Here is a 26,511-nt window from a genome sequence, read left to right on the forward strand (position 1 = left end):
TCACACATCCCCCGCGATCGTGTTCCGCTCGCTGGGCTGGACGTACACCAGGCCGTCGCCCTCGAAGCGGATCTGGAAGGCCTCGCCGCCGCCCTCGCCCATGAACGTGCGGAACGTCACACCGGACTGGAAGGACTGGCTCAGGTTGCCCTGGTGGGCGATGTAGGCGCCGGGGTCGACGGTCAGCGGGTACTGGCGGCTGACCCGCAGCACGACCGCGGGTCCGTCGGACATGATCGCGGCCTGTCCGTGGCCCTCGACGGTGGTCGTGAAGAGCCCGTTGCCCTGCGTTGCCCCGCGCATGCCGGTGAAGCTGGTGCCGGTCCTGAGTCCGGCGTCGGTCGCGAGCAGGTTGCTCGACTCCACGAACAGTTTGTCCCCCTGGAGACTGACGAGGTTGATCTCCGAGGCCCGGTCCGCGAACCAGCACGTCCCGTGCCCCGACACCTCCATCACGGTCATCTGCTCGCCGGTGATGCGCCGGGTGACCATGCCCCGGATCCCCTCACCACCGCCGCTCATCTTCTTGAACGCCATCTGCCCGTCGTACGCGACCATCGAGCCGTTCTTCGCCTTCACGGCGTCCCCGGTCATGTCGACGGCGAGCACCTTGCTGCCTTGCAGTCGGAACATCGCCACGAGGTGAAGGTATCTGGCCGAAGGCCCTCGCCGACAGAGCCTTGAGAGGGAGCGGTGCCTTGAGAGGGAGCGGGTCGGTGGGGGCGGGCGTTTTTGCGCAGTTCCCCGCGCCCCTGAACGCCTGCGGCGGCCTGCGCGGCCCCGGTGGGGGGCTTGTGCGGCGCGTGCGGTGCGGTGGGTGGGTCGGTGCCGGGGTGGGGGGTATCCGTCCTCGTTCCGGCGGCTCGGTTCCTTGAGTTGTGCTCCGTAACGGACACCGGCCGCTGCGGGCGGACACCCCCCACCCCGTCCCCTTCCCGCCGTACGCGGCGAGCGGTCCGTCCTGGCGCACGGTCCGGCCAACGGCCCGTCGTGGTGCGCGAGGGTGACAAACGGTCCGTCCTGGCGCAGGTGACTGCAACTCCCCAGGGGCGCGGGGAACTGCGCGACCAGCCCCCAGCGGCCCGCAGCCGCCCGACAACCCCCGGCACCCCCCCCCAGGCCCAGCCCGACCCCCGGCCCAGAGTTCCTCGAACCGTTTGCCACAATGGACGCACGCTTGTGCGTTCGTTCACAAACCGCCGACCGACGCCGTACCTCCCACCGAAGGTGACCCGTGGACCTCAAGACAGCCTCCGCCATCCGACGCCTCCGCCTGGTCTCCGCTCCCGAGGCGATCTCGTTCCTGCTCCTGCTCGTCTGCTCGGTGCTGAAGCGGACCACGGACTTCAACGCCGTGCGGCCGATGGGCATGCTCCACGGCGTCCTGTTCATCCTGTACGTGATCTTCTGGCTCGACGCCTGGAACCGCACCAAGTGGTCCGCGAAGACGGGGATCTGGTACTTCGTGCTCTCCGTGCTGCCCACCGGCGGCTTCTTCGCCGAGCGCAGGCTCAAGCGTGAGGCCGAGGACGCGGTCATCGCCTCCCGTGCCCGCAAGGTGCAGGACGGAGTCGTGAACGCATGATCGTCGCCTTCTCCGTGACCCCGCTCGGGGTCGGCGAGGACGTGGGGGAGTACGTCGCCGACGCGGTGCGGATCGTCCGTGAGTCGGGGCTGCCCAACCGTACCGACGCCATGTTCACCTCGATCGAGGGCGACTGGGATCAGGTCATGGACGTCGTCAAGCGCGCCGTGGCCGCCGTGGAGGCGCGGGCCCCGCGGGTGTCCCTGGTGCTCAAGGCCGACATCCGGCCCGGAGTGACGGACGGTCTGACCTCCAAGGTGGAGACGGTGGAGCGGCACCTCGCCGGCTGACAGAACCCCGCCACGGCAGACGAACCCCGGCCCACGCGGGCCGGGGTTTTCTCGTACCCCGTGATTGAGCGATCGCTCAAAAGCGTGTACTTTCCTGTCAGGAAGTTTGAGCAGTCGCTCAAACAACGGGCTCACCTGGGGGAATCAATGGGGCTCTACATAGAGGCACGCATCCGTGCCGATCTCGACGACCTCTGGACCCGGACACAGGAACCGTCCCAGCACCAGCGCTGGGATCTCCGCTTCACCCGGATCACCTACCTCCCGCGCGCGGAGGGCGAACCACAGCGCTTCCGCTACGCCACGCGCGTGCTGCCCGGTCTCACCGTCGCCGGCACCGGAGTCTCCGCGGGGGAGCGGGAACGACCCGACGGCACCCGCACCTCCGCCCTGCGCTTCTCCTCCCCGCACCCGCTCTCCCTCCTGGCCGAGGGCAGCGGCTACTGGCGCTACCTCCCCGACGGCGACGGGGTCGTCTTCCTCACCGGCTACGACTACCGCCCTCGCTGGGGCCGTGCCGGCGCCCTGGCCGACCGCCTGCTCTTCCGCCCCCTCATCGGCTGGGCGACGGCCTGGTCCTTCGACCGGCTGCGGCTGTGGCTGGAGCGGGGCATCACCCCGGAGCGGGCCCTGTGGAACTGGCTCGCCGAGCTCCTGGTCCGCGCACTGGTCGTGCTCGTCGCCACCACCGGCCTCGGCCTGGAGCGCTTCCTGCACCTCTTCGGCCCGCTGGCCGCGTCGATGGCCTACGTCTCGCCACTCCTCCTCGCCACGGCCATCTCCCTGGCCCTGTTCAAGTCGCCCCTGCGCGGCACCCCGGCCGCCCGCCGCTGTCTGCGCCGGCCCGCCACGCGCGTGCGTGCGCCGCGTGTCCTTCGCACCCTGGAGACCCCGCGATGACCTCGATGTTCCGCACCCCGACGCCGGGCGCCCCGATGTTCCCCACCTCGATGTTCCGCACGGTGATGGGCGCCGACTTCGACCGCCTGCACCCACAGCTCCAGCGCCGCTTCTCGGTCGGCCTGGCGACCGGCGAGGCCTGCACCGGCCGCGGCGTGATGGACCGGATCTGGCACGGCGGGGCCTTCGTGAAGCCCTTCCTGGTCCTCGGTGCGACCCGCAACATCCTGGTGCCCAGGCCGGGGCGGAACGTGCCGTTCGTGATCGAGAACGTGCCCTACGTGGACACCCACGGCCGTGAGACGGTGACCTTTGTGCGCACCTTCCACCTCCCCGGCCGCCCCCGCCGCTTCGACGCCCAGATGGTGCTCAGCCCCAAGGGTGACCGCATCCTCGACTACCTCGGCACCCACCAGCACCTGGCCAGCGAGCTCCACTTTCACGCCGAGCCCGACGGCTCGCTGCTGATCCGCTCCGGGGAGCACCGGTTCCGGGAGGGCGTGGTGGACGCCCGGGTGCCCGAGCTGATCGGCGCTACCGCGGAGGTGCGGGAGTCGTACGACGACAGGGCAGGCCGTTTCCGCATCAGGGTCCGGGTCGTCAACCGGTACTTCGGCCCGCTCTTCGGCTACGAGGGTTCCTTCCAGGCGACGTACAGCGACGTCACGGCCCGCGGAGTGCGCCCAGGCCTGCGCCCCGTGCGCGAGGAGGCGCGCGCATGAGCCCGGAGTCCGCCAAGTCCCTGGAGACCAAGGCCAAACTCCTGGAGGGCGCCCTGCGCACCCTCACCGAACAGGGCATCGCCAAGACCTCCGCCCGCACGGTCGCGGCGGCTGCCGGGGTCAACCAGGCCCTGGTCTTCTACCACTTCGGATCCGTCGACGAACTCCTCGCCGCGGCCTGCCGCTACGGGGCGGAGCGCGCGGTGGCCCGCTACCGGGACCGGCTGGCCGCCGTGACCTCGCTGTCCGAACTCCTCGCGGTGGGACGCAAGGTCCACGAGGAGGAGCGGGCCGGGGGACATGTGGCCCTCCTCGGCCAGTTGCTGGCCGGCGCCCAGACCCACGCCACCCTCGGCCCGGCCACCGCGGCGGGCCTGGAGCTGTGGATCGCCGAGATCGAGAAGGTCCTCACCAGAGTCCTCGCGGCCACGCCCTTCGGCGAGTTCGCCGACCCCGCGGGCCTGGCCCGGGCGGTGGCGGCCTCCTTCGTGGGCATCGAGCTGTACGAGGGCGTCGACGCGGCCGGGGCCACCTCGGCCCTGGACGCCCTGGAACAGCTCGGCGTGCTCGTCGCCGCGCTGGAGGACCTGGGCCCGGTCGCCCAGCGCGCGGTGCGCCACCATCTCCGCAGGACCGGCCGCCGCTGACCCCGTCCGCCCCGCCCCGACCCGAGAGGACCCCATGTCCGACAGCCTCTACGACACCCTGGACGACCGTTTCCGGCCCTGCACCAACGGCGACAGCAGGCTGGAGACCCTCCACGACGGCTCCCGCTGGGCCGAGGGGCCGCTGTACCTGCCCGCGTGGCGCCAGCTGATCTGGAGCGACATCCCGAACGACCGCATCCTGCGCTGGGACGAGGCCACCGGCACGGTCGGTGTCTTCCGCACCCCGGCCGGCAACAGCAACGGCAACACCCTCGACCCCCAGGGCCGCCTCGTCAGCTGCGAACAGGGCAACCGCCGCGTCACCCGCACCGAGCCCGACGGCACGGTGACCATCCTGGCCGAGCGCTATCAGGGCAAGCGCCTGAACAGCCCGAACGACTCCGTCGTACGCTCCGACGGCACGATCTGGTTCTCCGACCCGGACTTCGGCATCCTCAGCGACTACGAGGGGCACCGGGCCGAGTCGGAGATCGGGGCGTGCCATGTGTACCGGATCGATCCGGCCACGGGCGAGGTGTGTCTCGCCGCGGAGGGGCTGGACGGGCCCAACGGGGTGATCCTCTCCCCCGACGAGCGGCGGCTGTACGTCTCCGACTCACGGGCGGCCCGGATCCACCGGTACGACGTCCGTGCCGACGGCACGCTCTCGGGCGGCGAGGTCTTCGCCGAGGCCCGCGAGGGCGTCCACTTCGACAACATCCGCTTCGACGACGAGGGCCGGCTGTGGGCTGCCGCCCTGGCCGACGGCATCCACTGCTACGACCCCGACGGCACGCTGATCGGCCGTATCCGGGTCCCCGAACCGGTGGCCAACGTGACGTTCGGCGGGCCTAAGGGGAACCGGCTGTTCATCGCGGCCACGAGTTCCTTGTACTCGCTGGTGATGTCGGTGACGGGGGCAGGCCGCGTGCGCGGGGCTTAGGCGGGGCGCCCACGGGGGTGCCGGGTGGGGTTGTCGCGCGAGTGCGGGTGCGTTGTGGCTGGTCGCGCAGTTCCCCGCGGATAGCTGCGCTGGGCTTGAACCGGGCGCCTAAGGGGGTGCCTCGCGATGTCGTCGGGCGAGTGCGGGCCGGTGGGGGCTGGTCGCGCAGTTCCCCGCGCCCCTAGGGGGCTGCAGTCACCTGCGCCGGACGGGCCGTTTGTCACCCCTCACCACGGCACCGGCCCCAAACCGCGCCCAACGCGCTGCACAAGCCCTCACCGGGGCCGCACCGGCCGCCGCAGGCATCAGGGGCGCGGGGAACTGCGCAAAGAACGCCCGCCCCCACCAAGCCGCACAAGAACCTTCCGACCGCCGGAGGCCGCCGTCTGAAGGGCGAGACGGTGCTGACCACGATGTGACCGGCCGGTAAGGTCGGTGCCGTGCCGAAGCCGCTCAGTCTTCCCTTCGACCCCATCGCCCGCGCCGACGAACTCTGGAAGCAGCGCTGGGGAAACGTGCCGTCCATGGCAGCGATCACCTCGATCATGCGTGCGCACCAGATCCTGCTCGGTGAGGTCGACGCGGTGGTCAAGCCGTACGGGCTGACGTTCGCGCGGTACGAGGCGCTGGTGCTGCTCAACTTCTCCAAGGCGGGCGAGCTGCCGATGTCGAAGATCGGCGAGCGGCTCATGGTGCACCCCACGTCGGTCACCAACACCGTGGACCGCCTGGTCAGGTCCGGTCTGGTCGACAAGCGCCCCAACCCCAACGACGGCCGCGGCACCCTCGCCTCCATCACCGACAAGGGCCGCGAGGTCGTCGAGGCCGCCACGCGGGACCTCATGGCGATGGACTTCGGGCTCGGTGTGTACGACGCCGAGGAGTGCGCGGAGATCTTCGCGATGCTGAGGCCGCTGCGCGTCGCCGCGGCGGACTTCGACGAGGACTGACCCGGGGCAAGATCTCCCGGAACGCGTGGTTACGCTCATAGGCATGAAAAAGAGCGTGCTGACCCGCTACCGCGTCCTGGCCTACGTCACCGGTGTGCTGCTGGTCCTGCTGTGCCTGAGCATGATCGCCAAGTACGGCCTGGACATCGACGGTGCCGCGGACTTCACCCGCGTCGTCGCCATCGCGCACGGCTGGCTGTACGTCGTCTACCTGGTCTTCGCCTTCGACCTGGGCTCCAAGGCGAAGTGGCCGGTCGCCAAGCAGCTGTGGGTCCTGCTCGCCGGGACGATCCCCACGGCGGCCTTCTTCGTCGAGCGGAAGATCAGCCACGAGCTGGAGGGCAAGGTCGTCGACGCCTCTCCGGCGCCCGTCAAGGCGTAACGCGTAACCCCCACCGCCGTACGGCACGCGTACGGCGGTCGTCCTTCGACGTTTACTCGGACGTCCCAGTAACTTCGATGGTATGGACGCTGACGCCATCGAAGAGGGCCGCCGACGCTGGCAGGCCCGGTACGACGCCTCGCGCAGGCGTGAGGGCGACTTCACCACGCTCTCGGGGGATCCCGTGGAGCCGGTGTACGGGCCGCGGCCGGGGGACGCGTACGCGGGCTTCGAGCGGATCGGGTGGCCGGGGGAGTACCCCTTCACACGCGGGCTGTATCCGACCGGCTACCGGGGGCGGACCTGGACCATCCGGCAGTTCGCCGGGTTCGGGAACGCCGAGCAGACCAACGAGCGGTACAGGAAGATCCTCGCCAACGGGGGCGGCGGCCTCTCGGTCGCCTTCGACATGCCCACCCTGATGGGGCGGGACTCCGACGATCCCCGCTCGCTCGGCGAGGTGGGCCACTGCGGGGTCGCCATCGACTCGGCCGCCGACATGGAGGTCCTGTTCCGGGACATCCCCCTCGGTGACGTGACGACGTCCATGACCATCAGTGGACCCGCCGTCCCCGTCTTCTGCATGTACCTGGTGGCGGCCGAGCGGCAGGGTGTGGACCCCTCCGTCCTCAACGGCACGCTCCAGACCGACATCTTCAAGGAGTACATCGCCCAGAAGGAGTGGCTCTTCCAGCCGGAGCCGCACCTGCGCCTGATCGGCGACCTGATGGAGTACTGCGCGGCAGGCATCCCCGCCTACAAGCCGCTGTCCGTCTCCGGGTACCACATCCGTGAGGCCGGTTCGACGGCCGCGCAGGAGCTGGCGTACACGCTCGCGGACGGGTTCGGGTACGTGGAGCTGGGGCTGTCGCGCGGCCTTGACGTCGAGGTGTTCGCGCCCGGGCTCTCCTTCTTCTTCGACGCGCACGTCGACTTCTTCGAGGAGATCGCCAAGTTCCGGGCGGCGCGGCGCATTTGGGCGCGGTGGATGCGGGACGTGTACGGGGCGCGGTCCGAGAAGGCGCAGTGGCTGCGGTTCCACACCCAGACCGCCGGGGTCTCACTGACCGCGCAGCAGCCGTACAACAACGTCGTCCGTACGGCGGTCGAGGCGCTCGCGGCGGTGCTGGGCGGGACCAACTCGCTGCACACCAACGCCCTGGACGAGACTCTCGCGCTGCCGTCGGAACAGGCGGCGGAGATCGCGCTGCGCACCCAGCAGGTGCTCATGGAGGAGACCGGGGTCGCCAACGTGGCCGATCCGCTGGGAGGTTCGTGGTTCGTCGAGCAGCTGACGGACCGGATCGAGGCGGACGCGGAGAAGATCTTCGAGCAGATCCGGGAGCGGGGGCTGCGGGCTCATCCGGACGGGCAACACCCGATCGGCCCGATCACCTCCGGGATCCTGCGCGGGATCGAGGACGGGTGGTTCACGGGGGAGATCGCGGAGGCGGCCTTCCGGTACCAACGGGCCCTGGAGAAGGGCGAGAAGAGGGTCGTGGGGGTGAACGTCCACCACGGGTCCGTCACCGGCGATCTGGAGATCCTGCGGGTGGGGCACGAGGTGGAGCGGGAGCAGGTGCGGGAGCTCTCCGCGCGGCGGGCGGCGCGGGACGAGGGTGCTGTGCGTACCGCTCTGCGGGCGATGGTCGCCGCCGCGCGGGACGAGTCCAACATGATCGAGCCGATGCTGGCGGCCGTACGCGCCGAGGCGACCCTGGGTGAGATCTGCGGGGTGCTGCGGGACGAGTGGGGGGTGTACACGGAGCCGGCGGGGTTCTGAGGCCCACTCGGCCGCGCCCGCCGACGCGCCCTAGCCGGCGGTCCCTCCCGCGAGACCCGTCAACAGGACCTGGGTGAAGCCGTGCACCCACGCCTCGTCCGCCGGCTCCGCGCTCACCAGCGTGCGATGGACCACCGCTCCCGCCACCATGTCGAAGATCAGGTCGACCGTGCGGGCCGCCTCGGCGGGGTCCGCCTCCAGGGGGAGTTCGCCGCGGGCCAGGGCGCGTTCGCGGCCCTCCAGGACCAGCCGTTTCTGGCGGTCGACGATCGACGACCGGATGCGCTCGCGCAGCGCGTCGTCGCGGCACGACTCCGCCACTACCGCCATCAGGCCGTTCTTCGTCTCCGGACGCGCCAGGATCGCCGCGAACTGGAGGACCACTCCCTCGATGTCCGCGGCCAGGGTTCCGCTGTCGGGGAGCTCCAGTTCGTCGAAGAGTTCGGCCACCGCGTCGACGACGAGTTCGTTCTTTCCGGCCCAGCGGCGGTACAGGGTGGTTTTCGCGACCCCGGCACGGGTAGCCACATCTCCCAGCGTGAGCTTGGACCAGCCCAGTTCCACCAGCGCCGCCCTCGTCGCCGCGAGGATCGCGGCGTCCGCGGCGGCGCTGCGCGGGCGCCCTGCGGCGCGTGGGGCGGGGGTGCTGCTCTGCATCCACCGACCATAACCGGCGGTTCCTGCGGCGTCGTGAGGGAGATCACCGGGGTGGGGTACCGGGCAGGCACTCGGTGCCATTACGCTACGACTCGTAGCGAAAGCTCGCGACGGACGTACGCGGGCGACGGTGCGCACGGCGTGGGGTGGGGACCCGGCGTCAGGACCGCGCTGCACGACCGGCTTTCACATCGCTTTTCACACACGCGCGTGTACGGGGGAGGATAGACGCATGCAGCCACGGAACATGTCCATGAGCGGAGTCGTCGACCTCGCCGCGGTGAAAGCGGCCCAGGAGGCCAAGGCGAAGGCGGAGCAGGCGCGCGCCGAAGCGGCCAGGCAGGGCGGCGGCCCGGGTGCCGTCTCCCCGGCCGATCTCGTCATCGACGTAGACGAGGCGGGTTTCGAGCGCGATGTCCTGCAGCGGTCCACCGAGGTCCCGGTCGTCATCGACTTCTGGGCCGAGTGGTGCGAACCCTGCAAGCAGCTGAGCCCGGTGCTGGAGCAGCTCGTCGTCGAGTACAACGGACGCCTGCTCCTCGCCAAGATCGACGTCGACGCCAACCAGATGCTGATGCAGCAGTTCGGCATCCAGGGGATCCCCGCCGTCTTCGCGGTGGTGGCCGGCCAGGCCCTGCCGCTCTTCCAGGGCGCGGCGGGCAAGGAGCAGATCCAGCAGACCCTGGACCAGCTGGTGCAGGTCGCCGAGGAGCGCTTCGGGCTGACCGGCCTCACGGTCGACCCGGACGCCGCTCCGGGCGCCGCCCCGCAGCCCGCGGCCGTACCCGCGGGGCCGTACGACGCACTCCTCGAAGCCGCCGTACGCGCCCTGGACGCCGGGGACTTCGGCGGTGCCGTCCAGGCGTACAAGAACGTACTGAGTGACGACCCCGGCAACAGTGAGGCCAAACTGGGGCTCGCCCAGGCCGAGTTGCTCCAGCGGGTGCAGAGTCTCGACCCGCAGCAGGCGCGCAAGGAGGCGGCCGAGAAGCCGGGTGACGCGCAGGCGCAGATCGCCGCCGCCGACCTGGATCTGGTCGGTGGTCATGTCGAGGACGCGTTCGGACGGCTCATCGACACCGTGCGGCGCACGGCGGGTGACGAGCGGGACACCGTAAGGATTCGGCTACTTGAGCTCTTCGAGGTGGTCGGCGCCGACGATCCGCGGGTGTCGGCGGCCCGCAGGGCGCTGTCCCGCGCCCTGTTCTGAGCGGCGGTCCGGGCGGGGCGCGAGCCCGGTTCTGACCAGTTGCTAAACACCACGGCATGTGATGCCGAAGTGAAAGATTTGCCGACGGGGGGTCACTGCGGCCGCGCTTTGCCAAAACTTGGCAATCGCGGCCGCTGTTACTTCCAGTAAGTCAGGGGCGTTGATCTGTCGGATTCTGTCCATTGATCAACTGCTTTGTACTCCCCCTGTTTGCCACCCAGCGTCGCCGACCGAGACCAGCGGGTCGTTGTTCGGTTATCCGGCCGTTACTACCGAGTAACGAAGCCCCTTGTGCGGGCGGCGAGAATGCACCACGATCGGCGACGCTCGGTCCTTTCCCGTACCCCGACAGCCGGTCGGGCGGCGGGATTCCTTGGGTCCCCACCGAGCAGAGCAGGCGGCAGGTGCGCCGGCTCTTGGACAGGGGGGTCTTCGCCCGACGGCGGAGCCTGTCCAGCAAGGTTGTGCGTGATGCGTGTCAGGCGCGACCAAGTGGTTGTCGCTCGGGGGTGATCGCCGGTGATCGGTGCGCGGTTCGCGCCTCCGAGTGCGGGCGCTCTCCTTCCCGAGGACGTAGCACTTCTCCCATCCCTGCCCGGCTGAGCCGTCCTTTCGAGAGGGCAGTCAGGGTCAGGAGATGTACGTCCGAGAAGGAGGAAATATGGAGTCCCAGGTGCGTGGCGGGACAAGATGGAAGCGGTTCGCTGTGGTCATGGTGCCCAGCGTTGCCGCCACGGCTGTGATAGGTGTCGCCCTCGCGCAGGGCGCACTTGCCGCGTCGTTCAGTGTGTCGGGGCAGGAGTTCAAGGTCCGGGCCGGCCAGCTCGTCGGCTACGACATGAACCAGTACGGCGCCATAGACTCGGGCAAGGGTCTTGACGGCAAGGACCAGGCGCACCCGGTGTCGGTTTCGGCGTTCGACCGCGCCACGATCACCAACATGTGTCAGTCCGTGGTCACCCCGATTCCGTTCCTGAACAAGTCGGTCACCCTGAAGCTGACCGCGGGTGACAAGGGCACGGCGGTCGAGGCCGACAAGATCTACATCGATGTCGCCAACCTCGACGCGAAAGATGCCGTGTTCTCGGGCATCAACATCGGTGTCCCCGCCGGGACCACCAAGGGGAACACCCCGAAGCCCAAGACCGCGGACGGGGAGCAGTCCAACCCGTTCGGGTTCGCCCAGCAGGCCGACAAGGCCGTGCTGACCGATGTGAAGCAGACGGCGTGGGCCACCACGGCCGGCACCTTCAAGCTCTCCGACCTCCACATGGGGCTGAGCTGGGGCAGCGGCGACGGGATCGAGTGCTACTAGGCGCTCAGTGACGGGCGGGGGAGCCGTTACGGTCCCCCGCCTGCCATCTCCCGCCCGTCGCCTTCACATCCCCCCACCTTCTTCATCGCGATACACCCTCATCAAGAGCAACGCCGCACCAGGGAGCTGTTTTCCATGAGCGCCGAGAGTCCTGCCGCGCCCGGCCAGTTCGACCACCGGAAGCAGCAGTTCCGCGCCTGGCGGGGCACCCGCCCGTTCTGGGCGGGGCTGTTCGTCATGATCAGCGGACTTCCGATCATGTACTTCCCGTATGCGCACCTCAAGCTCGGTGGCCTGACCATCGCCATGGCCACCACGGCGGGCGCAGGATCCCTGATCATCGGCGTACTGCTCGTCGTCCTGGGCATCACCCTCTGGTTCCAGAAGCACGTACGCGTCTTCGCGGGTGTCGCGGCGATCCTGCTCGGGCTGGTGTCCCTCCCTGTCTCCAACTTCGGCGGCTTCATCGTCGGCTTCCTCTTCGCGTTGTTCGGCGGGGCGATGGCCGTGGCGTGGGCACCGGGCGTACCGCCCGCGGAGCAGCCGGCCACGCAGGACACGACCGGTGAGGGCGGCGCGCCCGAGGCCACGGACTACGACACCACGCTTTTGCGGCCGGTGAACCCGGTGGGCGAGCCGAACGATCTGTCAGGAACGAGCCCGGTCAACGGGGCGAACGGGAGGCACAGTGCCGGCTGACGAGGTGACCCACGGGGCTGACGTGGACGCGTCCCGTGCGAGATCCGGGCCCCGCCACGCGGCACCCAGGAAGCCACTGTTCACCAGGTTCCACGTGCCCGCGGGCAAGGCGATAGCCCTGGCGGCGATGCCGACGGCGGTTCTCATGGGGATGGGCTTCACGCCCACGCTCGCGCTGGCCGACGACGCGCCGACCACGAAGAGCCTGACCGCGGACGAGTACAAGGACTGCGTCGCGGCATTGGACGGCAGCTCCTCCCCGTCCGCGTCGGCGAGTGCGTCCCCGTCCACCGACGACCCCACCGCTACGCCGTCCCCGTCCGCCTCCTCGGGTTCGGGCTCCGGTTCGGGTGACTCCTCTTCGTCGGATTCAGGGTCCGACGACAAGGCCACGCCCACGCCGTCGCCGTCGGCCTCCGCGAGCAAGCAGGAGAACAGCTCCTCCTCCGCGGGCTCCGGCTCCGGCGCGTCCACCCCGTCTCCGTCCCCCTCCGCCTCCGCGAGCGACGACGGCAACCTCCTCACGGACATCGGCGACGCGATCACCGGGATCTTCACGGGCAGTTCGAGCTCCAGCGGTTCGTCCAGCGCCTCCCCGACGCCGACCCCCTCGGCCTCGGCGTCCAAGAGCGCGGACGACAGCGCGGGCGACACCGCCAAGGAGACGACCGACACGGTGAAGAACACCGTGAAGGACACGACCGACACGGCGTCCGAGGCGGCGAAGGACACCACCAAGGCCGTGGAGGACACCACCAAGGCGGCCCAGGAGGCGGCGGCCGACGCCACGGCCTCCCCGAGTCCCTCGGCGAGCTCCAGCACGGACCCTGAGGACTGCCCGGCCGCCACGGACGATGTGGGCGACACCGAGCCCGGTATCACGGTGGCGGACAACGCCTGGACCCTGAAGGCCAGTTCGCTGCTTCTCAAGGGCGCCGACTACCAGGGTGTCGTCAAGGTCAGGACCGCGAGCGGCAAGACCAAGAAGGTGCTGAAGTACGTCATCTCCGGCGGCACCGAGATCGGTGACCTCCACCAGACCGTCACCCAGGGCGGTACGACGTACCACGTGCAGCAGGGCAAGGGCACGAAGCCGTCCACGATCACCGGCGACAAGACGATCATGTACACCGAGAGCATCTCCGGCAACCTGCTGGGGCTGATCCCGATCACGTTCAGTCCGGACAACCCGCCGCCGCTGAACATCCCGATCATCTACTTCACCAATGTGACGGTCCAGCAGGCCGCCCAGTACGGCGGAACGCTGACCGTGCCCGGGATGCGCCAGTACAGCGAGAGCTGACAGACGCCCCTCACGAACCCTTCCGGGAGCCGCACACACGTCGAGGGTGCCCCCTTCACCGGGGGCACCCTCGACGCGTACCCGGACCTACGCGGAGCACGGCTACGGCGCTGAGGCCCTGACAGACACCGAGGGCGCCCCCTGGCCACAGGGGGCGCCCTCGCGGTCGTACGGTGCCTACTGCGCGGCGCCGCCGATGTGGTGGACGCGGAGCATGTTGGTGGTGCCGGCGACGCCGGGGGGCGAGCCGGCGGTGATGATGACGATCTCGCCCGGGTTGAAGCGGTTGATCTTGGCGATCTCCTGGTCGACCATGTCGACCATCTCGTCCGTGGTGTTCACGAACGGCACCACGTGCGACTCGACGCCCCAGCTGAGGGTGAGCTGGTTGCGGGTGTTCTCGTCGGTGGTGAAGGCGATGATCGGCTGCTGCGCGCGGTAGCGCGACAGGCGGCGGGCGGTGTCGCCGGACTGGGTGAAGGCCACCAGGCCGCGGCCGCCGAGGAAGTCGGCGATCTCGCAGGCCGCGCGGGCGACCGAACCGCCCTGGGTGCGGGGCTTCTTGCCGGGGACCAGCGGCTGCAGGCCCTTCGACATCAGCTCCTGCTCGGCCGCGACGACGATCTTCGACATCGTCTTCACGGTCTCGATCGGGTACGCGCCGACCGAGGACTCCGCCGAGAGCATGACCGCGTCCGCGCCGTCCAGGATCGCGTTGGCCACGTCGGAGGCCTCGGCGCGGGTCGGGCGGGAGTTGGTGATCATCGACTCCATCATCTGGGTCGCCACGATCACCGGCTTGGCGTTGCGGCGGCACAGCTCGATGAGGCGCTTCTGCACCATCGGGACCTTCTCGAGCGGGTACTCGACGGCCAGGTCACCACGGGCCACCATGACGGCGTCGAACGCCATCACGACGCCCTCCATGTTGTCCACCGCCTGCGGCTTCTCCACCTTGGCGATGACGGGGACCCGGCGGCCCTCCTCGTCCATCACCTTGTGGACGTCGTCGACGTCCTTGGCGTCCCGCACGAAGGACAGCGCGACCATGTCGCAGCCCATGCGCAGCGCGAAGCGGAGGTCGTCGACGTCCTTCTCGCTCAGCGCCGGGACGTTCACCGCCGCGCCGGGCAGGTTGATGCCCTTGTGGTCGGAGACGACACCGCCCTCGATGACGATCGTCCTGACCCGCGGCCCCTCGACGTCCAGGACCTTCAGCTCGACGTTGCCGTCGTTGATGAGGATCTGGTCGCCGCGGGAGACGTCACCGGGCAGGCCCTTGTAGGTCGTCCCGCAGATGGTCTTGTCACCCGGGACGTCCTCGGCGGTGATGACGAACTCGTCACCGCGCTCCAGCTCGACCGGACCCTCGGCGAAGGTCTCCAGACGGATCTTCGGGCCCTGCAGGTCGGCGAGGACACCGATGGGCCGGCCGGTCTCCTTGGCGGCGGCACGGACGCGGTCGTACCGCCCCTGGTGCTCGGCGTGCGAGCCATGGCTGAAGTTGAAACGGGCCACGTTCATGCCGGCTTCGATCAGCGAGACCAGCTGCTCATGGGAGTCGACCGCGGGGCCGAGAGTACAAACGATTTTCGAACGGCGCATGGGGCGATCCTATCGGTTTGTTTCGCAACGGAATATTCCGTCTGGTGGAAGATACAAATGGGCGCGGCCGCGCTCAGTTGCGGTTACTGCTCAGTTGCTTTCTTCGCCGACCAGTGCGTAGGTCTGTGTCGCGATTTCCAATTCCTCGTCCGTCGGCACCACGGCCACCGCCACCCGGGCGTCCGCCGGCGAGATCAGTCGCGGCTCGTCGCTCCGTACGGCGTTCAGCGCGTCGTCCACCGCCAGGCCCAGGGACTCCAGGCCCGCCACGGCGGCCTCGCGCACCGGTGCCGCGTTCTCCCCGACGCCGGCCGTGAACGCGATCGCGTCCACGCGGCCGAGCACCGCGTAATAGGCGCCGATGTACTTCTTCAACCGGTGAATGTAGATGTCGAATGCGAGCTTCGCCTGTTCGTCACCCTCGTCGACCCGGCGGCGGATCTCCCGCATGTCGTTGTCCCCGCACAACCCGATCAACCCGCTCTTCTTGTTGAGAAGAGTGTCGATCTCGTCCGTGGACATTTTGCCAACGCGCATCAAATGGAAGATGACGGCAGGGTCCATGTCTCCCGAGCGCGTACCCATCACGAGTCCCTCCAAAGGGGTCAGCCCCATGGAGGTGTCCACACACCTGCCCGCCCGGACCGCGGAGGCGCTCGCGCCGTTGCCCAGGTGCAGCACGATGACGTTGACGTCCTCCGGCGCCCTGCCGAGCAGCTTCGCCGTCGCCCGGGACACGTACGCGTGCGAGGTGCCGTGGAAGCCGTAGCGCCGGACGCGGTGCGCGTCGGCGGTCTGCACGTCGATCGCGTAGCGCGCGGCCGACTCCGGCATCGTGGTGTGGAACGCGGTGTCGAAGACGGCGACCTGGGGCAGGTCCGGGCGCAGCGCCCGCGCGGTGCGGATGCCGGTGAGGTTGGCGGGGTTGTGCAGCGGGGCGACCGGGATCAACCGCTCGATCTCGGCGAGCACGGCCTCGTCGATCACGGTCGGCTCCGTGAAGGTCTTCCCGCCGTGCACCACACGGTGGCCTATGGCGGCCAGCTCGGGGGAGTCCAGGCCCAGCCCGTCCTTCGCCAGCTCCTCGGCCACGGCCTTCAGCGCGGCGTCATGATCGGCGATCGGGCCGGTCCACTCACGGGACTCGCCCCCCTCGGGGGTGTGCTTGAGCCGTGAGGACTGCTCACCGATGCGCTCGACCAGCCCCATGGCCAGGCGGCTGCTGTCCCGCATGTCGAGCAGCTGGTACTTCACCGACGAGGAGCCGGAGTTGAGGACGAGGACGCGGGTGGAACTCACTGGACGGACGCCTTCTCGGTAGAAGCGGTCGAAGCGGTCGGGTTCTGGGCCTGGATCGCCGTGATGGCGACGGTGTTGACGATGTCCGACACCAGCGCGCCCCGGGACAGGTCGTTGACGGGCTTGCGCAGGCCCTGGAGCACCGGACCGACGGCGATCGCGCCGGCCGAACGCTGCACGGCCTTGTAGGTGTTGTTGCCCGTGTTCAGGTCGGGGAAGATCAACACACTGGCCTGACCCGCGACTTCCGAGCCCGGCAGCTTGGTCTCGGCGACCGTCGGCTCGACGGCCGCGTCGTACTGGATCGGCCCCTCGATCTTGAGGTCGGGCCGTCGCTGCCGTACCAGCTCGGTGGCTTCGCGCACCTTGTCGACGTCGGCGCCCGAGCCGGACGTACCGGTGGAGTACGACAGCATCGCGATCCGCGGCTCCACGCCGAACTGCTCGGCGGTCGCGGCCGACTGGATGGCGATGTCGGCCAGCTGCACGGCGTCGGGGTCGGGGTTCACGGCACAGTCGCCGTACACCAGCACCTTGTCGGCGAGGCACATGAAGAAGACCGACGAGACGATGTCGGCGTCCGGCTTGGTCTTGATGATCTCGAAGGCCGGGCGGATCGTCGCCGCGGTGGAGTGCACCGAGCCGGACACCATGCCGTCGGCGAGGCCCTCCTGGACCATCAGGGTGCCGAAGTAGTTCACGTCGGAGACGACGTCATAGGCGAGCTCGACCGTGACGCCCTTGTGGGCCCTGAGCGCCGCGTACTTCTCGGCGAAAATGTCGCGCAGCTCGGAGGTCGCCGGGTCGATCAACTGGCAGTCGCCGAGGTCGATGCCGAGGTCGGCGGCCTTCTTGCGGATCTGGTCGACCGGGCCGAGCAGGGTGAGGTCGCAGACGCCCCGGCGCAGCAGGACCTCGGCCGCGTGCAGCACGCGCGGTTCGGTGCCCTCGGGCAGCACGACCCTGCGCTTGTCGGAGCGGGCCGTCTCCAGGAGCTTGTGCTCGAACATCATCGGCGTGAGGCGGTCGCTGCTCGGCGCGGAGACCCGGCCGGCGAGCTCGGCGGTGTCGGCGTACCGCTCGAACAGGCCGAGCGCGGTCTCCGCCTTGCGCGGGGTGGCCGCGCTCAACTTCCCTTCCAGGGCGAAGAGTTCGGCGGCGGTGGGGAAGCTGTTGCCCGCCACCGAGAGGACCGGGGTGCCGGGTGCCAGGCGGGCGGCGAGGGTCAGGACGTCGTCGCTGGGGACCTCGTTCAGGGTGAGCAGCACACCGGCTATCGGCGGGGTCCCGGCGCTGTGCGCGGCGAGCGAGCCGACGACCAGGTCCGCGCGGTCGCCCGGGGTGACCACCAGGCAGCCCGGGGTCAGGGCGCTCAGGAAGTTCGGCAGCATCGCGCCGCCGAACACGAAGTCCAGCGCGTCCCGGGCCAGCCCCGAGTCGTCGCCGAGGATCACCCGGGCACCGAGGGCCTGCCCGATCTGGGCGACGGTCGGCGCGGCGAGGGCGGGCTCGTCCGGCACGACGTAACAGGGCACGGGCAGGCGGCCCAGGAGCCGCTCGGCGATCTCGTCCCGGTCCTCGCGGACCACCCGGTTGGTGACCATGGCGAGGACGTCGCAGCCCAGGCCGTCGTAGGCCCGGTAGGCGTTGCGGGTCTCCGCGAGCACCGCCTCGGCGGACTGCTTGCGGCCGCCCACGACCGGGATCACGGAGGCGCCGAACTCGTTGGCGAGCCGGGCGTTGAGGGAGAGCTCGTCCGGGAGCTGGGTGTCGGCGAAGTCGGTGCCGAGGACCAGGACGACGTCGAAGTCACGGGCCACCAGGTGGAAGCGGTCGACGAGGGTGGAGACCAGCTCGTCGGTGCCGCGCTCGGCCTGGAGCGCGGAGGCCTCGTGGTAGTCGAGGCCGTAGACGGTGGCCGGGTCCTGGGAGAGCCGGTAGCGGGCTCGCAACAGCTCGAAGAGCCGGTCGGGACTGTGGTGCACCAGCGGCCGGAACACCCCCACCCGGTCGACCTGGCGGGTCAGCAGCTCCATGACCCCCAGCTCGACGACCTGGCGGCCGTCGCCGCGGTCGATACCGGTCACGTACACGCTGCGCGTCACGCGTGCTCTCCCTCTCTCACGGATCTCTCTCGCACAGGACATGAAAATCGCCCACCGAGGTGAGCGGAAACCCTCTTGACAGTACCCCGGTCGATGGATAAGGCGCCCGTCAGCACGGCATGCGACGGGGCTCTGCGGGACGTGAAACAATCGGGACAGGCTCACCGGTATCGACAGCGAGCAGGAGACACAGCACGATGCGCATCGGAGTTCTCACCGCCGGCGGCGACTGCCCGGGGCTGAACGCAGTGATCCGGTCGGTCGTGCACCGAGCGGTCGACCATTACGGCGACGAGGTCATCGGTTTCGAGGACGGCTACTCCGGCCTCCTGGACGGCCGCTACCGCGCCCTCGACCTGGACAGCGTCAGCGGCATCCTGGCCCGCGGCGGCACCATCCTCGGCTCCTCCCGCCTGGAGCGCGACCGGCTGCGTGAGGCGTGCGAGAGCGCCTCCGACATGATCCACGAGTTCGGTATCGACGCGCTGATCCCGATCGGCGGCGAGGGCACCCTCACGGCCGCCCGGATGCTGTTCGACGCCGGTCTCCCGGTCGTCGGCGTCCCCAAGACGATCGACAACGACATCTCCTCCACCGACCGCACCTTCGGGTTCGACACCGCGGTCGGCGTCGCCACCGAGGCCATGGACCGCCTCAAGACCACCGCCGAGTCCCACCAGCGCGTCATGGTCGTCGAGGTCATGGGCCGGCACGCGGGCTGGATCGCCCTGGAGTCCGGCATGGCCGCCGGCGCCCACGGCATCTGCCTGCCCGAGCGCCCCTTCGACCCGGCCGACCTGGTCAAGATGGTCGAGGAGCGCTTCGCCCGCGGCAAGAAGTTCGCCGTGGTCTGCGTCGCCGAGGGCGCCCACCCCGCCGAGGGCAGCATGGACTACGGCACGGGCGAGATCGACAAGTTCGGCCACGAGCGCTTCCAGGGCATCGGCACGGCCCTGGCGTACGAGCTGGAGCGCCGGCTCGGCAAGGAGGCCAAGCCGGTCATCCTCGGCCACGTCCAGCGCGGCGGCGTCCCCACCGCGTACGACCGGGTCCTCGCCACCCGCTTCGGCTGGTACGCGGTGGAGGCCGCGCACCGGGGCGAGTTCGGCAGGATGACCGCGCTCAAGGGCACCGACATCGTGATGGTGCCGCTCGCGGAGGCGGTCACCGAGCTGAAGACGGTCCCCAAGGACCGGATGGACGAGGCGGAGTCGGTCTTCTAGACCTCGAAGCTCTTACGGCCGTCTCTCGACCGCCTCCCAGAAGCGCTCCACGATCTCGTCCAGGAACTCCTGGCCGGCCTCGCCGGAGCGCTCGCCGCCCCCGCCCCAGCTCAGGGTGGACACCATCTGCCCCTGGTACTGGCGGTGCAGATCCATGAGGGTCACCTCCACCAGGCGCCGGTCCAGAGGCACGATCTTCGCGACCTGACGGACGTAAGCCTGCCAGCGGGTGAGGACCGCGCCGCGCAGGCATTCGGTGAGCCGTCTCTCGCGGCCCGTGACGGCGACGAAGTCCGGCAGGCTCAGCTCCAGCAGGTCGGCGAGGGCGGCGGACTGGCGGTCGGTGCCGCGCCACTTGTCGCGCTCCTCCATACCGAGGTAGGCGAGCAGTTCGAGGCCCACGGCGCGGGCTACGTCCTCGGCGGCGATGCCACGCGAGACGCGGTGCTCGCGCAGGGTGCGGGGGCGGCCGATGAGTTCACCGGGGGAGCACCACAACACGCCCGCGAGAGCGGTGAGTTCAGGGCTGGTCGGGCAGACGGTCCCGCGCTCCCAGGCGGCGACGAGATCCGGGGTGACGTAGGGGAGCCCGTACGAGACCCGCAGCCCGTAGGCCACGTGCTCGGGGCCCATGCCGAGAGCGGCACGGAGTCTGCGGGCGGTGAGGTTGTCGAAGGGCGGTCCGGGCTGGTTCGGCAGGGCTTGCGGTCGGCGCACGGCCCACAAGCTAGGGGCGCCGCCGTGCGGTGACTACGGTCTGTTCGGCCAGGATCACGGATTGTGCGAACCTACGGTTTCGACTGTGTATTCGGGCTGGCCGAAGATCCTCTGTCGGCAGCGCGGGCGCGGTGGCGAGGATGGCGCCGGGTGCCCGGACGGGTGGCCGGAAAGAGGTGCGATCTTCGTGTACGAAGTGAATGGCAAGGTAGAGGGGCATATTCGCGAGCGGCTGCTGGCGCCGAACTTCTGGCACCTCGCGACGGTCGGTCCGGACGGAGCGCCGCAGGTCTCGCCCATGTGGGCGGACATCGAAGGTGAGTACGTCATGGTCAACACGGCGATCGGACGTGTGAAGGAGGAAAACCTGCGGCGCAATCCGAACGTCTCCCTCTCCCACCACGACCCCGACAACCCCTACGACCGCGTCGAGATCCGGGGTCGGGTGGTGCGGTTCGTGGAGGGCGAGGACGCGGAACGCTCCATGGACCGGCTCACCCGGAAGTACATCGGCGAGGAGCGCTATCCGTGGCTCCTTGCGGGGGAGCGACGGGTGATGCTGCTGATCGAGCCGGTGCGGGTGCGCAGGGTCGTGGGCGTGGAGCCGTTCCGCCCTGGGGTGCTGCCCTCCTGAGCGGGCTCACCCCTTGACCGCCCCGCCCAGCGCGAACCCTCCTCCCAGTCGTCGTGCGATCAGTACGTACAGCAGGATCACCGGTGTCGAGTAGACGACCGAGAACGCGGCGAGCTGGCCGTACGCCACCATCCCGCGGTTGCCGAAGAACTCGTTGATGCTGACGGACGCCGGCATCTGGTCCGGGGTGAGCAGCAGCATGAACGGGACGAAGAAGTTGCCCCACATCATGACGAAGGAGAAGACGGTCACGACCGCGACCCCGGGGCCCATGAGGGGCAGCACGATCCGGGTGAGGGACTGGAGGGAGCCCGCACCGTCCGTCCAGGCGGCCTCCTCCAGTTCCTTCGGGACGCCGTCCATGAAGTTCTTCATCAGCCAGATGGCGAAGGGGAGTTGCGAGGCGGCGAAGAAGAGGATCGTGCCCTGGAGGGTGTCGATCAGGTCGACCTGGACGAAGAGGGCATACACGGGGACCATGATCGCCGTGATGGGCAGGCTGGTCGCGAAGAGGATCGACAGCAGGAACGGGCGGTTGAGGCGGGACCGGAAGCGGGACAGCGGATAGGCCGCCAGGGCCGCGCACGCCACCGTCAGCAAGGTCGCCCCGCCGCACAGGATCAGGCTGTTGAGCAGCGGGGTGAAGGTGATCTCCGAGGTCAGGATCGCGTCGAAGTTCTCGAGAGTGACACCGTCGGGGACCTTCACCCTCAGGTCGGCGTGCGGGTCCAGCGCCGACAGCACCACCCAGGCGAGCGGCAGCACGAAGGCGGCGGCGACCGCCAGCAGCCCCGCGTCGGCGGCCAGTCGGCGGTTGCGCCGGCGGTCGGTCGGGCGTGCCCCGGCCATGGTCACACCTCCGTCCGCAGCAGGCGCATGTAGACCAGGGAGAAGAGGGATCCCACCAGGAGCAGCAGCAGGGCCACCGCGGTGCCGTAGCCGATCATGCTGTTCTGGAAGGCCTGTTCGTACATGAACAGGGGCAGGGTCTGGCTCCTGTCGCCGGGACCGCCCCTGGTCATCACCCAGATCAGCCCGAAGACCGACAGGGTCTGCAGGGTGTTGAGCATCAGGTTCGTGCCGATGGAGCGCCGGATCATCGGCAGGGTGATGTGCCACATCCGGCGCCAGCCGCCGGCGCCGTCGACCTCGGCGGCCTCCGTGATCTCCTTCGGGATCTCGCCCAGCGCCGCCGTGTAGACGAGCATCGAGAAGGCGGTGCCCCGCCACACGTTCGCGAAGGACACCGCCAGGATCGGCAGGGTGAACAGCCAGTTCTGGGACGGGAGATGGAGCACGTCGAGCAGCGCGTTCAGCGTGCCCTCCCTGCGGAAGAAGGCGTAGAGCAGGAATCCTGCGACGACCTCCGGCAGGACCCACGCCGTGATCACGATGCCGCCGGTGAGCGTGCGCACGGGCTTCGAGGCGCGCTGCATGAGCGCCGCCAGGGCCAGGCCCAGCGTGTTCTGCCCGATCAGCGACGACACGACCGTGAACACCAGCGTCAGCCATACGGCGTTGAGGAACTCCTCGTCCTTGAAGGCCCTGCGGAAGTTCTCGAAGCCGACGAACGACGACTGCGCCTGACCGGTCAACTGCAGGTCGGTGAAGGCGATCCAGGCGCAGTAGGCGATCGGCCCGGCCAGGAAGAGGATCAGCAGGACGAGCGCGGGGGTGAGGGGGAGGGCGCGGGCCAGGGAGCGCGGGCTCACTTTTCGATCACTTGGTTGTCGGTGGCCTCCTTGAGTGAGTCGTCGTAGCTCTTGGCCGCCTCTTCGACGGGCACGTCACCGGTCGTCACGCCCTCCATCGCCTCCTGGATCGCTGTGGAGACCTTCGGATACGCCGGGTACGCCGGCCGGTAGTGAGTGCTCGCGACCAGGTCGGTGAAGAACTTGATGCCGGGCTGGGCCTTGGCGTACGCAGGGTCGGCGGCCACGTCCTCGCGTACGGAGATCCCGGAGTTGGCGACGTACCACTTCTGGGCGTTGGCCTTCGTCTGCAGGGTCTTCACGAACTCGAACGCGAGGTCGGGGTTGGCCGCCTTGGCCGGGACCGACCAGGTCCAGCCGCCGGACATGCTCACCTTGCCGGGGGCCTGTCCATGCTGGGTCGGCATGTACGCGAGCCCCAACTCGCGGGACCACTGAGGCCATTCGTGTCCGCTGCCGGGCAGCCAGTCCTGCGGGAGCCAGGAGCCGTCCAGGTTGATGCCGAGCTTGCCCTTGGGGAGCAGGTCGCCGCGGACGATGGTCTGGATGTTGGGGTCGAGGGCGGTGGCGACGTCAGGGCCGAGCTTCTCCCGGTAGACGGTCTCGACGAACGACAGGGCGTCCTCGAAGCCCTGGCTGCCGGCGATCCACTTCTTGGCGGAGTCGTCGTACAGGCGGTCCTCGGTGCCGTAGAGCAGCATCTCGAAGCCCTGCATGGCGGCGGCCTCGCCCGCGGGTTTGCCGGTGTAGACATTGAGGGGGGTGACGTCCGGGACCCTGCGCTTGATGGTACGGGCGGCGCCGAGGACCTCGTCCCAGGTCTTCGGCTGCCAGTCGGCGGGCAGACCGGCCTTCGCGAAGATGGACTTGTCGAACCAGAGCCCCCGGGTGTCCGTCCCGTCCGGGACGCCGTACGTCTTGCCGTCCTCGGCCTTCGCCGCCGCCTTCGCAGTGTCGATGAACCGGTTCCAGTCCGGCCACTTGGCGAGATAGGCGTCCAGCGGCTTCAGGTACCCGCTGGTGATGTCGGAGTTGATGAGGAAGGTGTCCTCGTAGACCAGGTCGGGCGCGGTCTTCGCGGAGCGGAGCATCTGCTGGAGCTTGGTGTAGTACTCCGAGTCCGGGGCCTTGATCGGGACGAGCTCGACCTTCTTGCCGGGGTTCGCCTTCTCGAACTGCTTCTTGACGTCCGCGAGATAGTCGTCCATCACGTGGATCGAGTTGTCCGTGGACTGCTTGTAGGAGACCTTCACGGTGTCCGGATCGCCGCCGGAACCGCCGCCGCAGGCGGTGAGGGCGGATGCGGCGAGGGCGGTGGCGAGCAGGGAGGGAAGTACGGCGGTGGGGCGCACGGGCATGACCTCCTACGGGCTCACGTCGTTGTGGCCGGGACGGCTGCCGTGTGAACGTAAGAGGAGTGGTCTAGTCCCGTCAATGACCGTGCACGAGCCGGGACTTACTGCTGGCCCTTGACCCACCGGTACTGCAGCTCCGGCCGGCCCACCGTCCCGTACTGCGGACTGCGGGCCGCCCGGCCCGCGTCGACCAGATGCTCCAGGTAACGGCGGGCCGTGATCCGCGAGATGCCGACCACCTCGGCGAGACCCGTCGCCGTGAGTCCCTCCGCGCAGTCCCGCAGGGCCACCGTCACCCGCTCCAGGGTCGGCGCGCTGAGCCCTTTCGGCAGGGCGGCCGGGCCCGGTGCCCGGAGCGTGGCCAGCGCGCGGTCCACCTCGTCCTGACCGCTCGCCTCACCGGCCGCCGCGTGGAACTCCGCGTACCGGATCAGCCGGTCCCGCAGGGTGGCGAAGGTGAACGGCTTCAGCACGTACTGCACGACCCCCAGCGAGACGCCCTCGCGGACGACCGTCAGATCCCGGGCCGACGTCACCGCTATCACGTCCGCCTGATGCCCCGCCGCGCGCAGCTGCCGGGCCAGCTGGAGACCGTGCCCGTCCGGCAGATGCAGGTCGAGCAGGAGCAGGTCGACGGGCGTACGGTCCAGGAGACGCCGGGCCTCGGCGCCGGTGTGGGCCTTGCCCACGGCCGTGAAGCCGGGGACCCGGTTGACGTACAGGACGTGCGCGTCGGCGGCGACCGGGTCGTCCTCGACGACCAGGACCCGGATGGGCTGCTGCTGGGTGGTCATACGTCGCCTCCGGGCACGGTGGCACTCTCGGGAACCGCGGCATCCGCAAGGAGATCGGGGCCGCTCCCCAGAGGCAGCCGTACCTCGAACTCGGCGCCGCCCCCTTCGGCATCCGCCACGGTCAGGGTGCCCTGGCAGCGGTTGACCGCCTGCCGAACGAGCGCCAGGCCGAGCCCGCGCCCGCCGGGGCCCGCCGGCTTCGTCGAGAACCCCCGCCGGAACACGGCCTCGGCATGCGCCGGATCCACCCCCGCCCCCGTGTCCGACACCCGCAGCACCAGCCGGCGACCGTCGGCGAAGGCGGTCACCGTCACCCGCCCCCGCACACTCCCCTGCGCCGCGTCCACCGCGTTGTCGATGAGGTTGCCGAGGATCGTGACCAGGTCCCGGGCGGGCAGCGTCTCCGGCAGCAACCCGTCGTCCAGGCGGCTGTCCTCCGAGACCACCAACTCCACGCCCCGCTCGTTCGCCTGCGCGGTCTTGCCCAGCAGGAGGGCGGCCAGGACGGGCTCGCCGACCGCCGCCACCACCTGGTCGGTCAGCGCCTGCGCCAGCTCCAGTTCGGCGGTCGCGAAGTCCACCGCCTGTTCCGCGCGGCCCAGTTCGATCAGGGAGACGACCGTGTGCAGCCGGTTCGCCGCCTCGTGGGCCTGCGACCGCAACGCCTGGGTGAAGCCGCGCTCGGAGTCCAACTCGCCCATCAGCGACTGGAGTTCGGTCACATCGCGCAGGGTGACCACGGTGCCGCGCTGCTCTCCGCCGGAGACCGGGGAGGTGTTGACGACCAGCACCCGCGAGGACGTCAGATGCACCTCGTCGACCCGGGGCTCCGAGGCGAGCAGCGCACCCGTCAGCGGTGCCGGCAGCCCGAGGTCCGCCACCGACCGCCCGATCACCTCGTCCTGCGACGACACACCCAGCAACTCCCGTCCGCCGTCGTTTATCAACGCGACACGGTACTGCCCGTCCAGCATCAACAGCCCCTCGCGTACCGCGTGCAGCGCCGCCTCGTGGTAGTCGTGCATCCGGCTGAGCTCGGCCGCGTTCATGCCGTGGGTGTGCCGGCGCAGGCGCGCGTTGACGACGTACGTACCGATGGCGCCCAGCGCGAGCGCGCTGCCCGCGACGCCGAGCAGGGCGGTGAGCTGGCCCCGCACCCGCTCGCTGATCTTCTCGACCTGTATGCCGGCGCTGACCAGGCCGATCACGTGCTCCTTGTCATCCTCGACCGGGGTGACCGCGCGGACGGAGTAGCCGAGGGTGCCCTTGTAGGTCTCGGTGAAGGTGTGGCCCTTGAGCGCGCGCTCGGTGTTGCCGAGGAAGTGCTTGCCGATCTGCTTCTCGTCGGGGTGGGTCCAGCGGATGCCCTGCGGGCTCATGATCGTGACGAAGTCGACGTCGGTGTCGGCCATCACCTTGAGCGCGTACGGCTGGAGCCGGGCCGTCGGATTCGGCCTGCCGATCGCCTCCCGCACGGACGGCGAGTCCGCGACCGCCCGCGCCACGGCCCTGGCCTGAACCCGCGCGGCGTCCTCGGCCTGGCCCCGGTCACTGACGTACGTGAACAGCGCGTATCCCGCGACGACCACGGCGATCAGCACGGCCTGCATGGCGAAGAGCTGGGCCGCGAGGCTGCGGGGTCTGGGTACGGGGATGCGCATGCCGACAGTGTGCCTCCCTG

26 protein-coding genes are annotated in these 26,511 nt (G+C 69.7%); 15 read left to right on the forward strand and 11 right to left on the reverse strand.

Annotation, left to right across the window (positions count from 1 at the left end; all coding sequences use genetic code 11):
* Complete coding sequence (locus ABZT06_RS36820; RefSeq protein ID WP_355751463.1) at positions 1-633, reverse strand: AIM24 family protein; 633 nt, start codon at positions 631-633, stop codon at positions 1-3.
* A 601-nt stretch (positions 634-1,234) separates the two neighbouring features.
* On the opposite strand from ABZT06_RS36820, the gene ABZT06_RS36825 reads away from it, so the two are divergent.
* The 9 genes from ABZT06_RS36825 (at position 1,235) to ABZT06_RS36865 (ending at position 8,202) form a co-directional block, all read left to right on the forward strand.
* Positions 1,235-1,585: a DUF3817 domain-containing protein gene (locus ABZT06_RS36825; RefSeq protein WP_355751355.1), complete on the forward strand. Its 351-nt coding sequence runs from the start codon at positions 1,235-1,237 to the stop codon at positions 1,583-1,585.
* Positions 1,582-1,875 carry an MTH1187 family thiamine-binding protein gene (locus ABZT06_RS36830; protein WP_355751358.1) on the forward strand — a complete coding sequence of 98 codons (294 nt, stop codon included), beginning with the start codon at positions 1,582-1,584 and terminating at the stop codon, positions 1,873-1,875. The genes ABZT06_RS36825 and ABZT06_RS36830 overlap by 4 nt, the downstream gene beginning before the upstream one ends.
* Before the next feature lie 147 nt (positions 1,876-2,022).
* A complete protein-coding gene (locus ABZT06_RS36835; protein ID WP_355751360.1) occupies positions 2,023-2,775 on the forward strand; it encodes a hypothetical protein in 753 nt (250 codons plus the stop codon).
* Positions 2,772-3,497: a DUF4166 domain-containing protein gene (locus ABZT06_RS36840; RefSeq protein ID WP_355751363.1), complete on the forward strand. Its 726-nt coding sequence runs from the start codon at positions 2,772-2,774 to the stop codon at positions 3,495-3,497. Before ABZT06_RS36835 ends, ABZT06_RS36840 begins: the two co-directional genes overlap by 4 nt.
* On the forward strand, positions 3,494-4,144 hold the full coding sequence (locus ABZT06_RS36845) for a TetR/AcrR family transcriptional regulator (protein WP_355751366.1): 651 nt from the start codon (positions 3,494-3,496) through the stop codon (positions 4,142-4,144). The genes ABZT06_RS36840 and ABZT06_RS36845 overlap by 4 nt, the downstream gene beginning before the upstream one ends.
* A gap of 34 nt (positions 4,145-4,178) precedes the next feature.
* Positions 4,179-5,087, forward strand: a complete 909-nt coding sequence (locus tag ABZT06_RS36850) for an SMP-30/gluconolactonase/LRE family protein (protein ID WP_355751368.1) — start codon at positions 4,179-4,181, stop codon at positions 5,085-5,087.
* 440 nt (positions 5,088-5,527) lie between these two features.
* The gene (locus ABZT06_RS36855) at positions 5,528-6,037 is read left to right on the forward strand and encodes a MarR family transcriptional regulator (RefSeq protein WP_355751371.1); all 510 of its coding nucleotides are present in this window, start codon (positions 5,528-5,530) and stop codon (positions 6,035-6,037) included.
* 43 nt (positions 6,038-6,080) lie between these two features.
* On the forward strand, positions 6,081-6,419 hold the full coding sequence (locus ABZT06_RS36860) for a DUF3817 domain-containing protein (RefSeq protein ID WP_355751374.1): 339 nt from the start codon (positions 6,081-6,083) through the stop codon (positions 6,417-6,419).
* An 82-nt stretch (positions 6,420-6,501) separates the two neighbouring features.
* On the forward strand, positions 6,502-8,202 hold the full coding sequence (locus tag ABZT06_RS36865) for a methylmalonyl-CoA mutase family protein (RefSeq protein ID WP_355751377.1): 1,701 nt from the start codon (positions 6,502-6,504) through the stop codon (positions 8,200-8,202).
* A gap of 30 nt (positions 8,203-8,232) precedes the next feature.
* Here the strand turns inward: ABZT06_RS36865 and ABZT06_RS36870 are convergent, their stop codons facing one another.
* Positions 8,233-8,859 (reverse strand): TetR/AcrR family transcriptional regulator, encoded by a 627-nt coding sequence (locus tag ABZT06_RS36870; RefSeq protein WP_355751380.1) that lies wholly within the window; start codon positions 8,857-8,859, stop codon positions 8,233-8,235.
* 232 nt (positions 8,860-9,091) lie between these two features.
* On the opposite strand from ABZT06_RS36870, the gene ABZT06_RS36875 reads away from it, so the two are divergent.
* From ABZT06_RS36875 to ABZT06_RS36890, 4 genes are all read left to right on the forward strand, one after another.
* A complete protein-coding gene (locus ABZT06_RS36875) occupies positions 9,092-10,069 on the forward strand; it encodes a tetratricopeptide repeat protein (protein WP_355751383.1) in 978 nt (325 codons plus the stop codon).
* Between the two features lie 661 nt (positions 10,070-10,730).
* The gene (locus ABZT06_RS36880; RefSeq protein ID WP_355751386.1) at positions 10,731-11,384 is read left to right on the forward strand and encodes a DUF6230 family protein; all 654 of its coding nucleotides are present in this window, start codon (positions 10,731-10,733) and stop codon (positions 11,382-11,384) included.
* A gap of 135 nt (positions 11,385-11,519) precedes the next feature.
* The gene (locus ABZT06_RS36885) at positions 11,520-12,083 is read left to right on the forward strand and encodes a DUF6114 domain-containing protein (RefSeq protein WP_355751389.1); all 564 of its coding nucleotides are present in this window, start codon (positions 11,520-11,522) and stop codon (positions 12,081-12,083) included.
* Positions 12,073-13,386 (forward strand): hypothetical protein, encoded by a 1,314-nt coding sequence (locus ABZT06_RS36890; RefSeq protein WP_355751392.1) that lies wholly within the window; start codon positions 12,073-12,075, stop codon positions 13,384-13,386. Before ABZT06_RS36885 ends, ABZT06_RS36890 begins: the two co-directional genes overlap by 11 nt.
* Before the next feature lie 177 nt (positions 13,387-13,563).
* Here the strand turns inward: ABZT06_RS36890 and pyk are convergent, their stop codons facing one another.
* From pyk to pta, 3 genes are all read right to left on the reverse strand, one after another.
* Complete coding sequence (gene pyk, locus ABZT06_RS36895; RefSeq protein WP_355751395.1) at positions 13,564-14,991, reverse strand: pyruvate kinase; 1,428 nt, start codon at positions 14,989-14,991, stop codon at positions 13,564-13,566.
* A 90-nt stretch (positions 14,992-15,081) separates the two neighbouring features.
* The gene (locus ABZT06_RS36900) at positions 15,082-16,290 is read right to left on the reverse strand and encodes an acetate kinase (protein WP_355751398.1); all 1,209 of its coding nucleotides are present in this window, start codon (positions 16,288-16,290) and stop codon (positions 15,082-15,084) included.
* Positions 16,287-18,395, reverse strand: coding sequence for a phosphate acetyltransferase (gene pta, locus ABZT06_RS36905; RefSeq protein ID WP_355751401.1), 2,109 nt, complete (start codon positions 18,393-18,395; stop codon positions 16,287-16,289). Before pta ends, ABZT06_RS36900 begins: the two co-directional genes overlap by 4 nt.
* 197 nt (positions 18,396-18,592) lie before the next feature.
* On the opposite strand from pta, the gene ABZT06_RS36910 reads away from it, so the two are divergent.
* Positions 18,593-19,618 (forward strand): ATP-dependent 6-phosphofructokinase, encoded by a 1,026-nt coding sequence (locus tag ABZT06_RS36910; RefSeq protein WP_355751404.1) that lies wholly within the window; start codon positions 18,593-18,595, stop codon positions 19,616-19,618.
* Between the two features lie 12 nt (positions 19,619-19,630).
* On the opposite strand, the gene ABZT06_RS36915 is transcribed toward ABZT06_RS36910, so the two are convergent.
* Positions 19,631-20,335: a helix-turn-helix transcriptional regulator gene (locus ABZT06_RS36915; protein WP_355751406.1), complete on the reverse strand. Its 705-nt coding sequence runs from the start codon at positions 20,333-20,335 to the stop codon at positions 19,631-19,633.
* A 187-nt stretch (positions 20,336-20,522) separates the two neighbouring features.
* Between ABZT06_RS36915 and ABZT06_RS36920 the strand changes: the two genes are divergently transcribed.
* Positions 20,523-20,969 carry a PPOX class F420-dependent oxidoreductase gene (locus tag ABZT06_RS36920; protein ID WP_355751409.1) on the forward strand — a complete coding sequence of 149 codons (447 nt, stop codon included), beginning with the start codon at positions 20,523-20,525 and terminating at the stop codon, positions 20,967-20,969.
* A gap of 6 nt (positions 20,970-20,975) precedes the next feature.
* Here the strand turns inward: ABZT06_RS36920 and ABZT06_RS36925 are convergent, their stop codons facing one another.
* The 5 genes from ABZT06_RS36925 to ABZT06_RS36945 form a co-directional block, all read right to left on the reverse strand.
* Positions 20,976-21,818 (reverse strand): carbohydrate ABC transporter permease, encoded by an 843-nt coding sequence (locus tag ABZT06_RS36925; protein ID WP_355751412.1) that lies wholly within the window; start codon positions 21,816-21,818, stop codon positions 20,976-20,978.
* A gap of 2 nt (positions 21,819-21,820) precedes the next feature.
* Positions 21,821-22,681 (reverse strand): sugar ABC transporter permease, encoded by an 861-nt coding sequence (locus ABZT06_RS36930; protein WP_355751415.1) that lies wholly within the window; start codon positions 22,679-22,681, stop codon positions 21,821-21,823.
* Positions 22,678-24,039 (reverse strand): extracellular solute-binding protein, encoded by a 1,362-nt coding sequence (locus ABZT06_RS36935; RefSeq protein WP_355751418.1) that lies wholly within the window; start codon positions 24,037-24,039, stop codon positions 22,678-22,680. The genes ABZT06_RS36930 and ABZT06_RS36935 overlap by 4 nt, the downstream gene beginning before the upstream one ends.
* A 98-nt stretch (positions 24,040-24,137) precedes the next feature.
* Positions 24,138-24,830, reverse strand: coding sequence for a response regulator (locus tag ABZT06_RS36940; RefSeq protein WP_355751421.1), 693 nt, complete (start codon positions 24,828-24,830; stop codon positions 24,138-24,140).
* Positions 24,827-26,491, reverse strand: a complete 1,665-nt coding sequence (locus tag ABZT06_RS36945; RefSeq protein ID WP_355751424.1) for a sensor histidine kinase — start codon at positions 26,489-26,491, stop codon at positions 24,827-24,829. The genes ABZT06_RS36940 and ABZT06_RS36945 overlap by 4 nt, the downstream gene beginning before the upstream one ends.
* Between the last annotated feature and the right edge of the window lie 20 nt (positions 26,492-26,511).

The sequence above is a fragment of the Streptomyces sp. NPDC005483 genome (assembly GCF_040606035.1).
Taxonomy (GTDB): Bacteria; Actinomycetota; Actinomycetes; order Streptomycetales; family Streptomycetaceae; genus Streptomyces.

Coding starts and splice junctions, on each gene's coding strand:
- ABZT06_RS36820 (WP_355751463.1), bottom strand. CDS start 633: ATGTTCCGACTGCAAGGCAGCAAGGTGCTCGCCGTCGACATGACCGGG.
- ABZT06_RS36830 (WP_355751358.1), top strand. CDS start 1,582: ATGATCGTCGCCTTCTCCGTGACCCCGCTCGGGGTCGGCGAGGACGTG.
- ABZT06_RS36835 (WP_355751360.1), top strand. CDS start 2,023: ATGGGGCTCTACATAGAGGCACGCATCCGTGCCGATCTCGACGACCTC.
- ABZT06_RS36840 (WP_355751363.1), top strand. CDS start 2,772: ATGACCTCGATGTTCCGCACCCCGACGCCGGGCGCCCCGATGTTCCCC.
- ABZT06_RS36845 (WP_355751366.1), top strand. CDS start 3,494: ATGAGCCCGGAGTCCGCCAAGTCCCTGGAGACCAAGGCCAAACTCCTG.
- ABZT06_RS36850 (WP_355751368.1), top strand. CDS start 4,179: ATGTCCGACAGCCTCTACGACACCCTGGACGACCGTTTCCGGCCCTGC.
- ABZT06_RS36860 (WP_355751374.1), top strand. CDS start 6,081: ATGAAAAAGAGCGTGCTGACCCGCTACCGCGTCCTGGCCTACGTCACC.
- ABZT06_RS36865 (WP_355751377.1), top strand. CDS start 6,502: ATGGACGCTGACGCCATCGAAGAGGGCCGCCGACGCTGGCAGGCCCGG.
- ABZT06_RS36870 (WP_355751380.1), bottom strand. CDS start 8,859: ATGCAGAGCAGCACCCCCGCCCCACGCGCCGCAGGGCGCCCGCGCAGC.
- ABZT06_RS36875 (WP_355751383.1), top strand. CDS start 9,092: ATGCAGCCACGGAACATGTCCATGAGCGGAGTCGTCGACCTCGCCGCG.
- ABZT06_RS36880 (WP_355751386.1), top strand. CDS start 10,731: ATGGAGTCCCAGGTGCGTGGCGGGACAAGATGGAAGCGGTTCGCTGTG.
- ABZT06_RS36885 (WP_355751389.1), top strand. CDS start 11,520: ATGAGCGCCGAGAGTCCTGCCGCGCCCGGCCAGTTCGACCACCGGAAG.
- pyk (WP_355751395.1), bottom strand. CDS start 14,991: ATGCGCCGTTCGAAAATCGTTTGTACTCTCGGCCCCGCGGTCGACTCC.
- ABZT06_RS36910 (WP_355751404.1), top strand. CDS start 18,593: ATGCGCATCGGAGTTCTCACCGCCGGCGGCGACTGCCCGGGGCTGAAC.
- ABZT06_RS36925 (WP_355751412.1), bottom strand. CDS start 21,818: ATGGCCGGGGCACGCCCGACCGACCGCCGGCGCAACCGCCGACTGGCC.
- ABZT06_RS36935 (WP_355751418.1), bottom strand. CDS start 24,039: ATGCCCGTGCGCCCCACCGCCGTACTTCCCTCCCTGCTCGCCACCGCC.
- ABZT06_RS36940 (WP_355751421.1), bottom strand. CDS start 24,830: ATGACCACCCAGCAGCAGCCCATCCGGGTCCTGGTCGTCGAGGACGAC.
- ABZT06_RS36945 (WP_355751424.1), bottom strand. CDS start 26,491: ATGCGCATCCCCGTACCCAGACCCCGCAGCCTCGCGGCCCAGCTCTTC.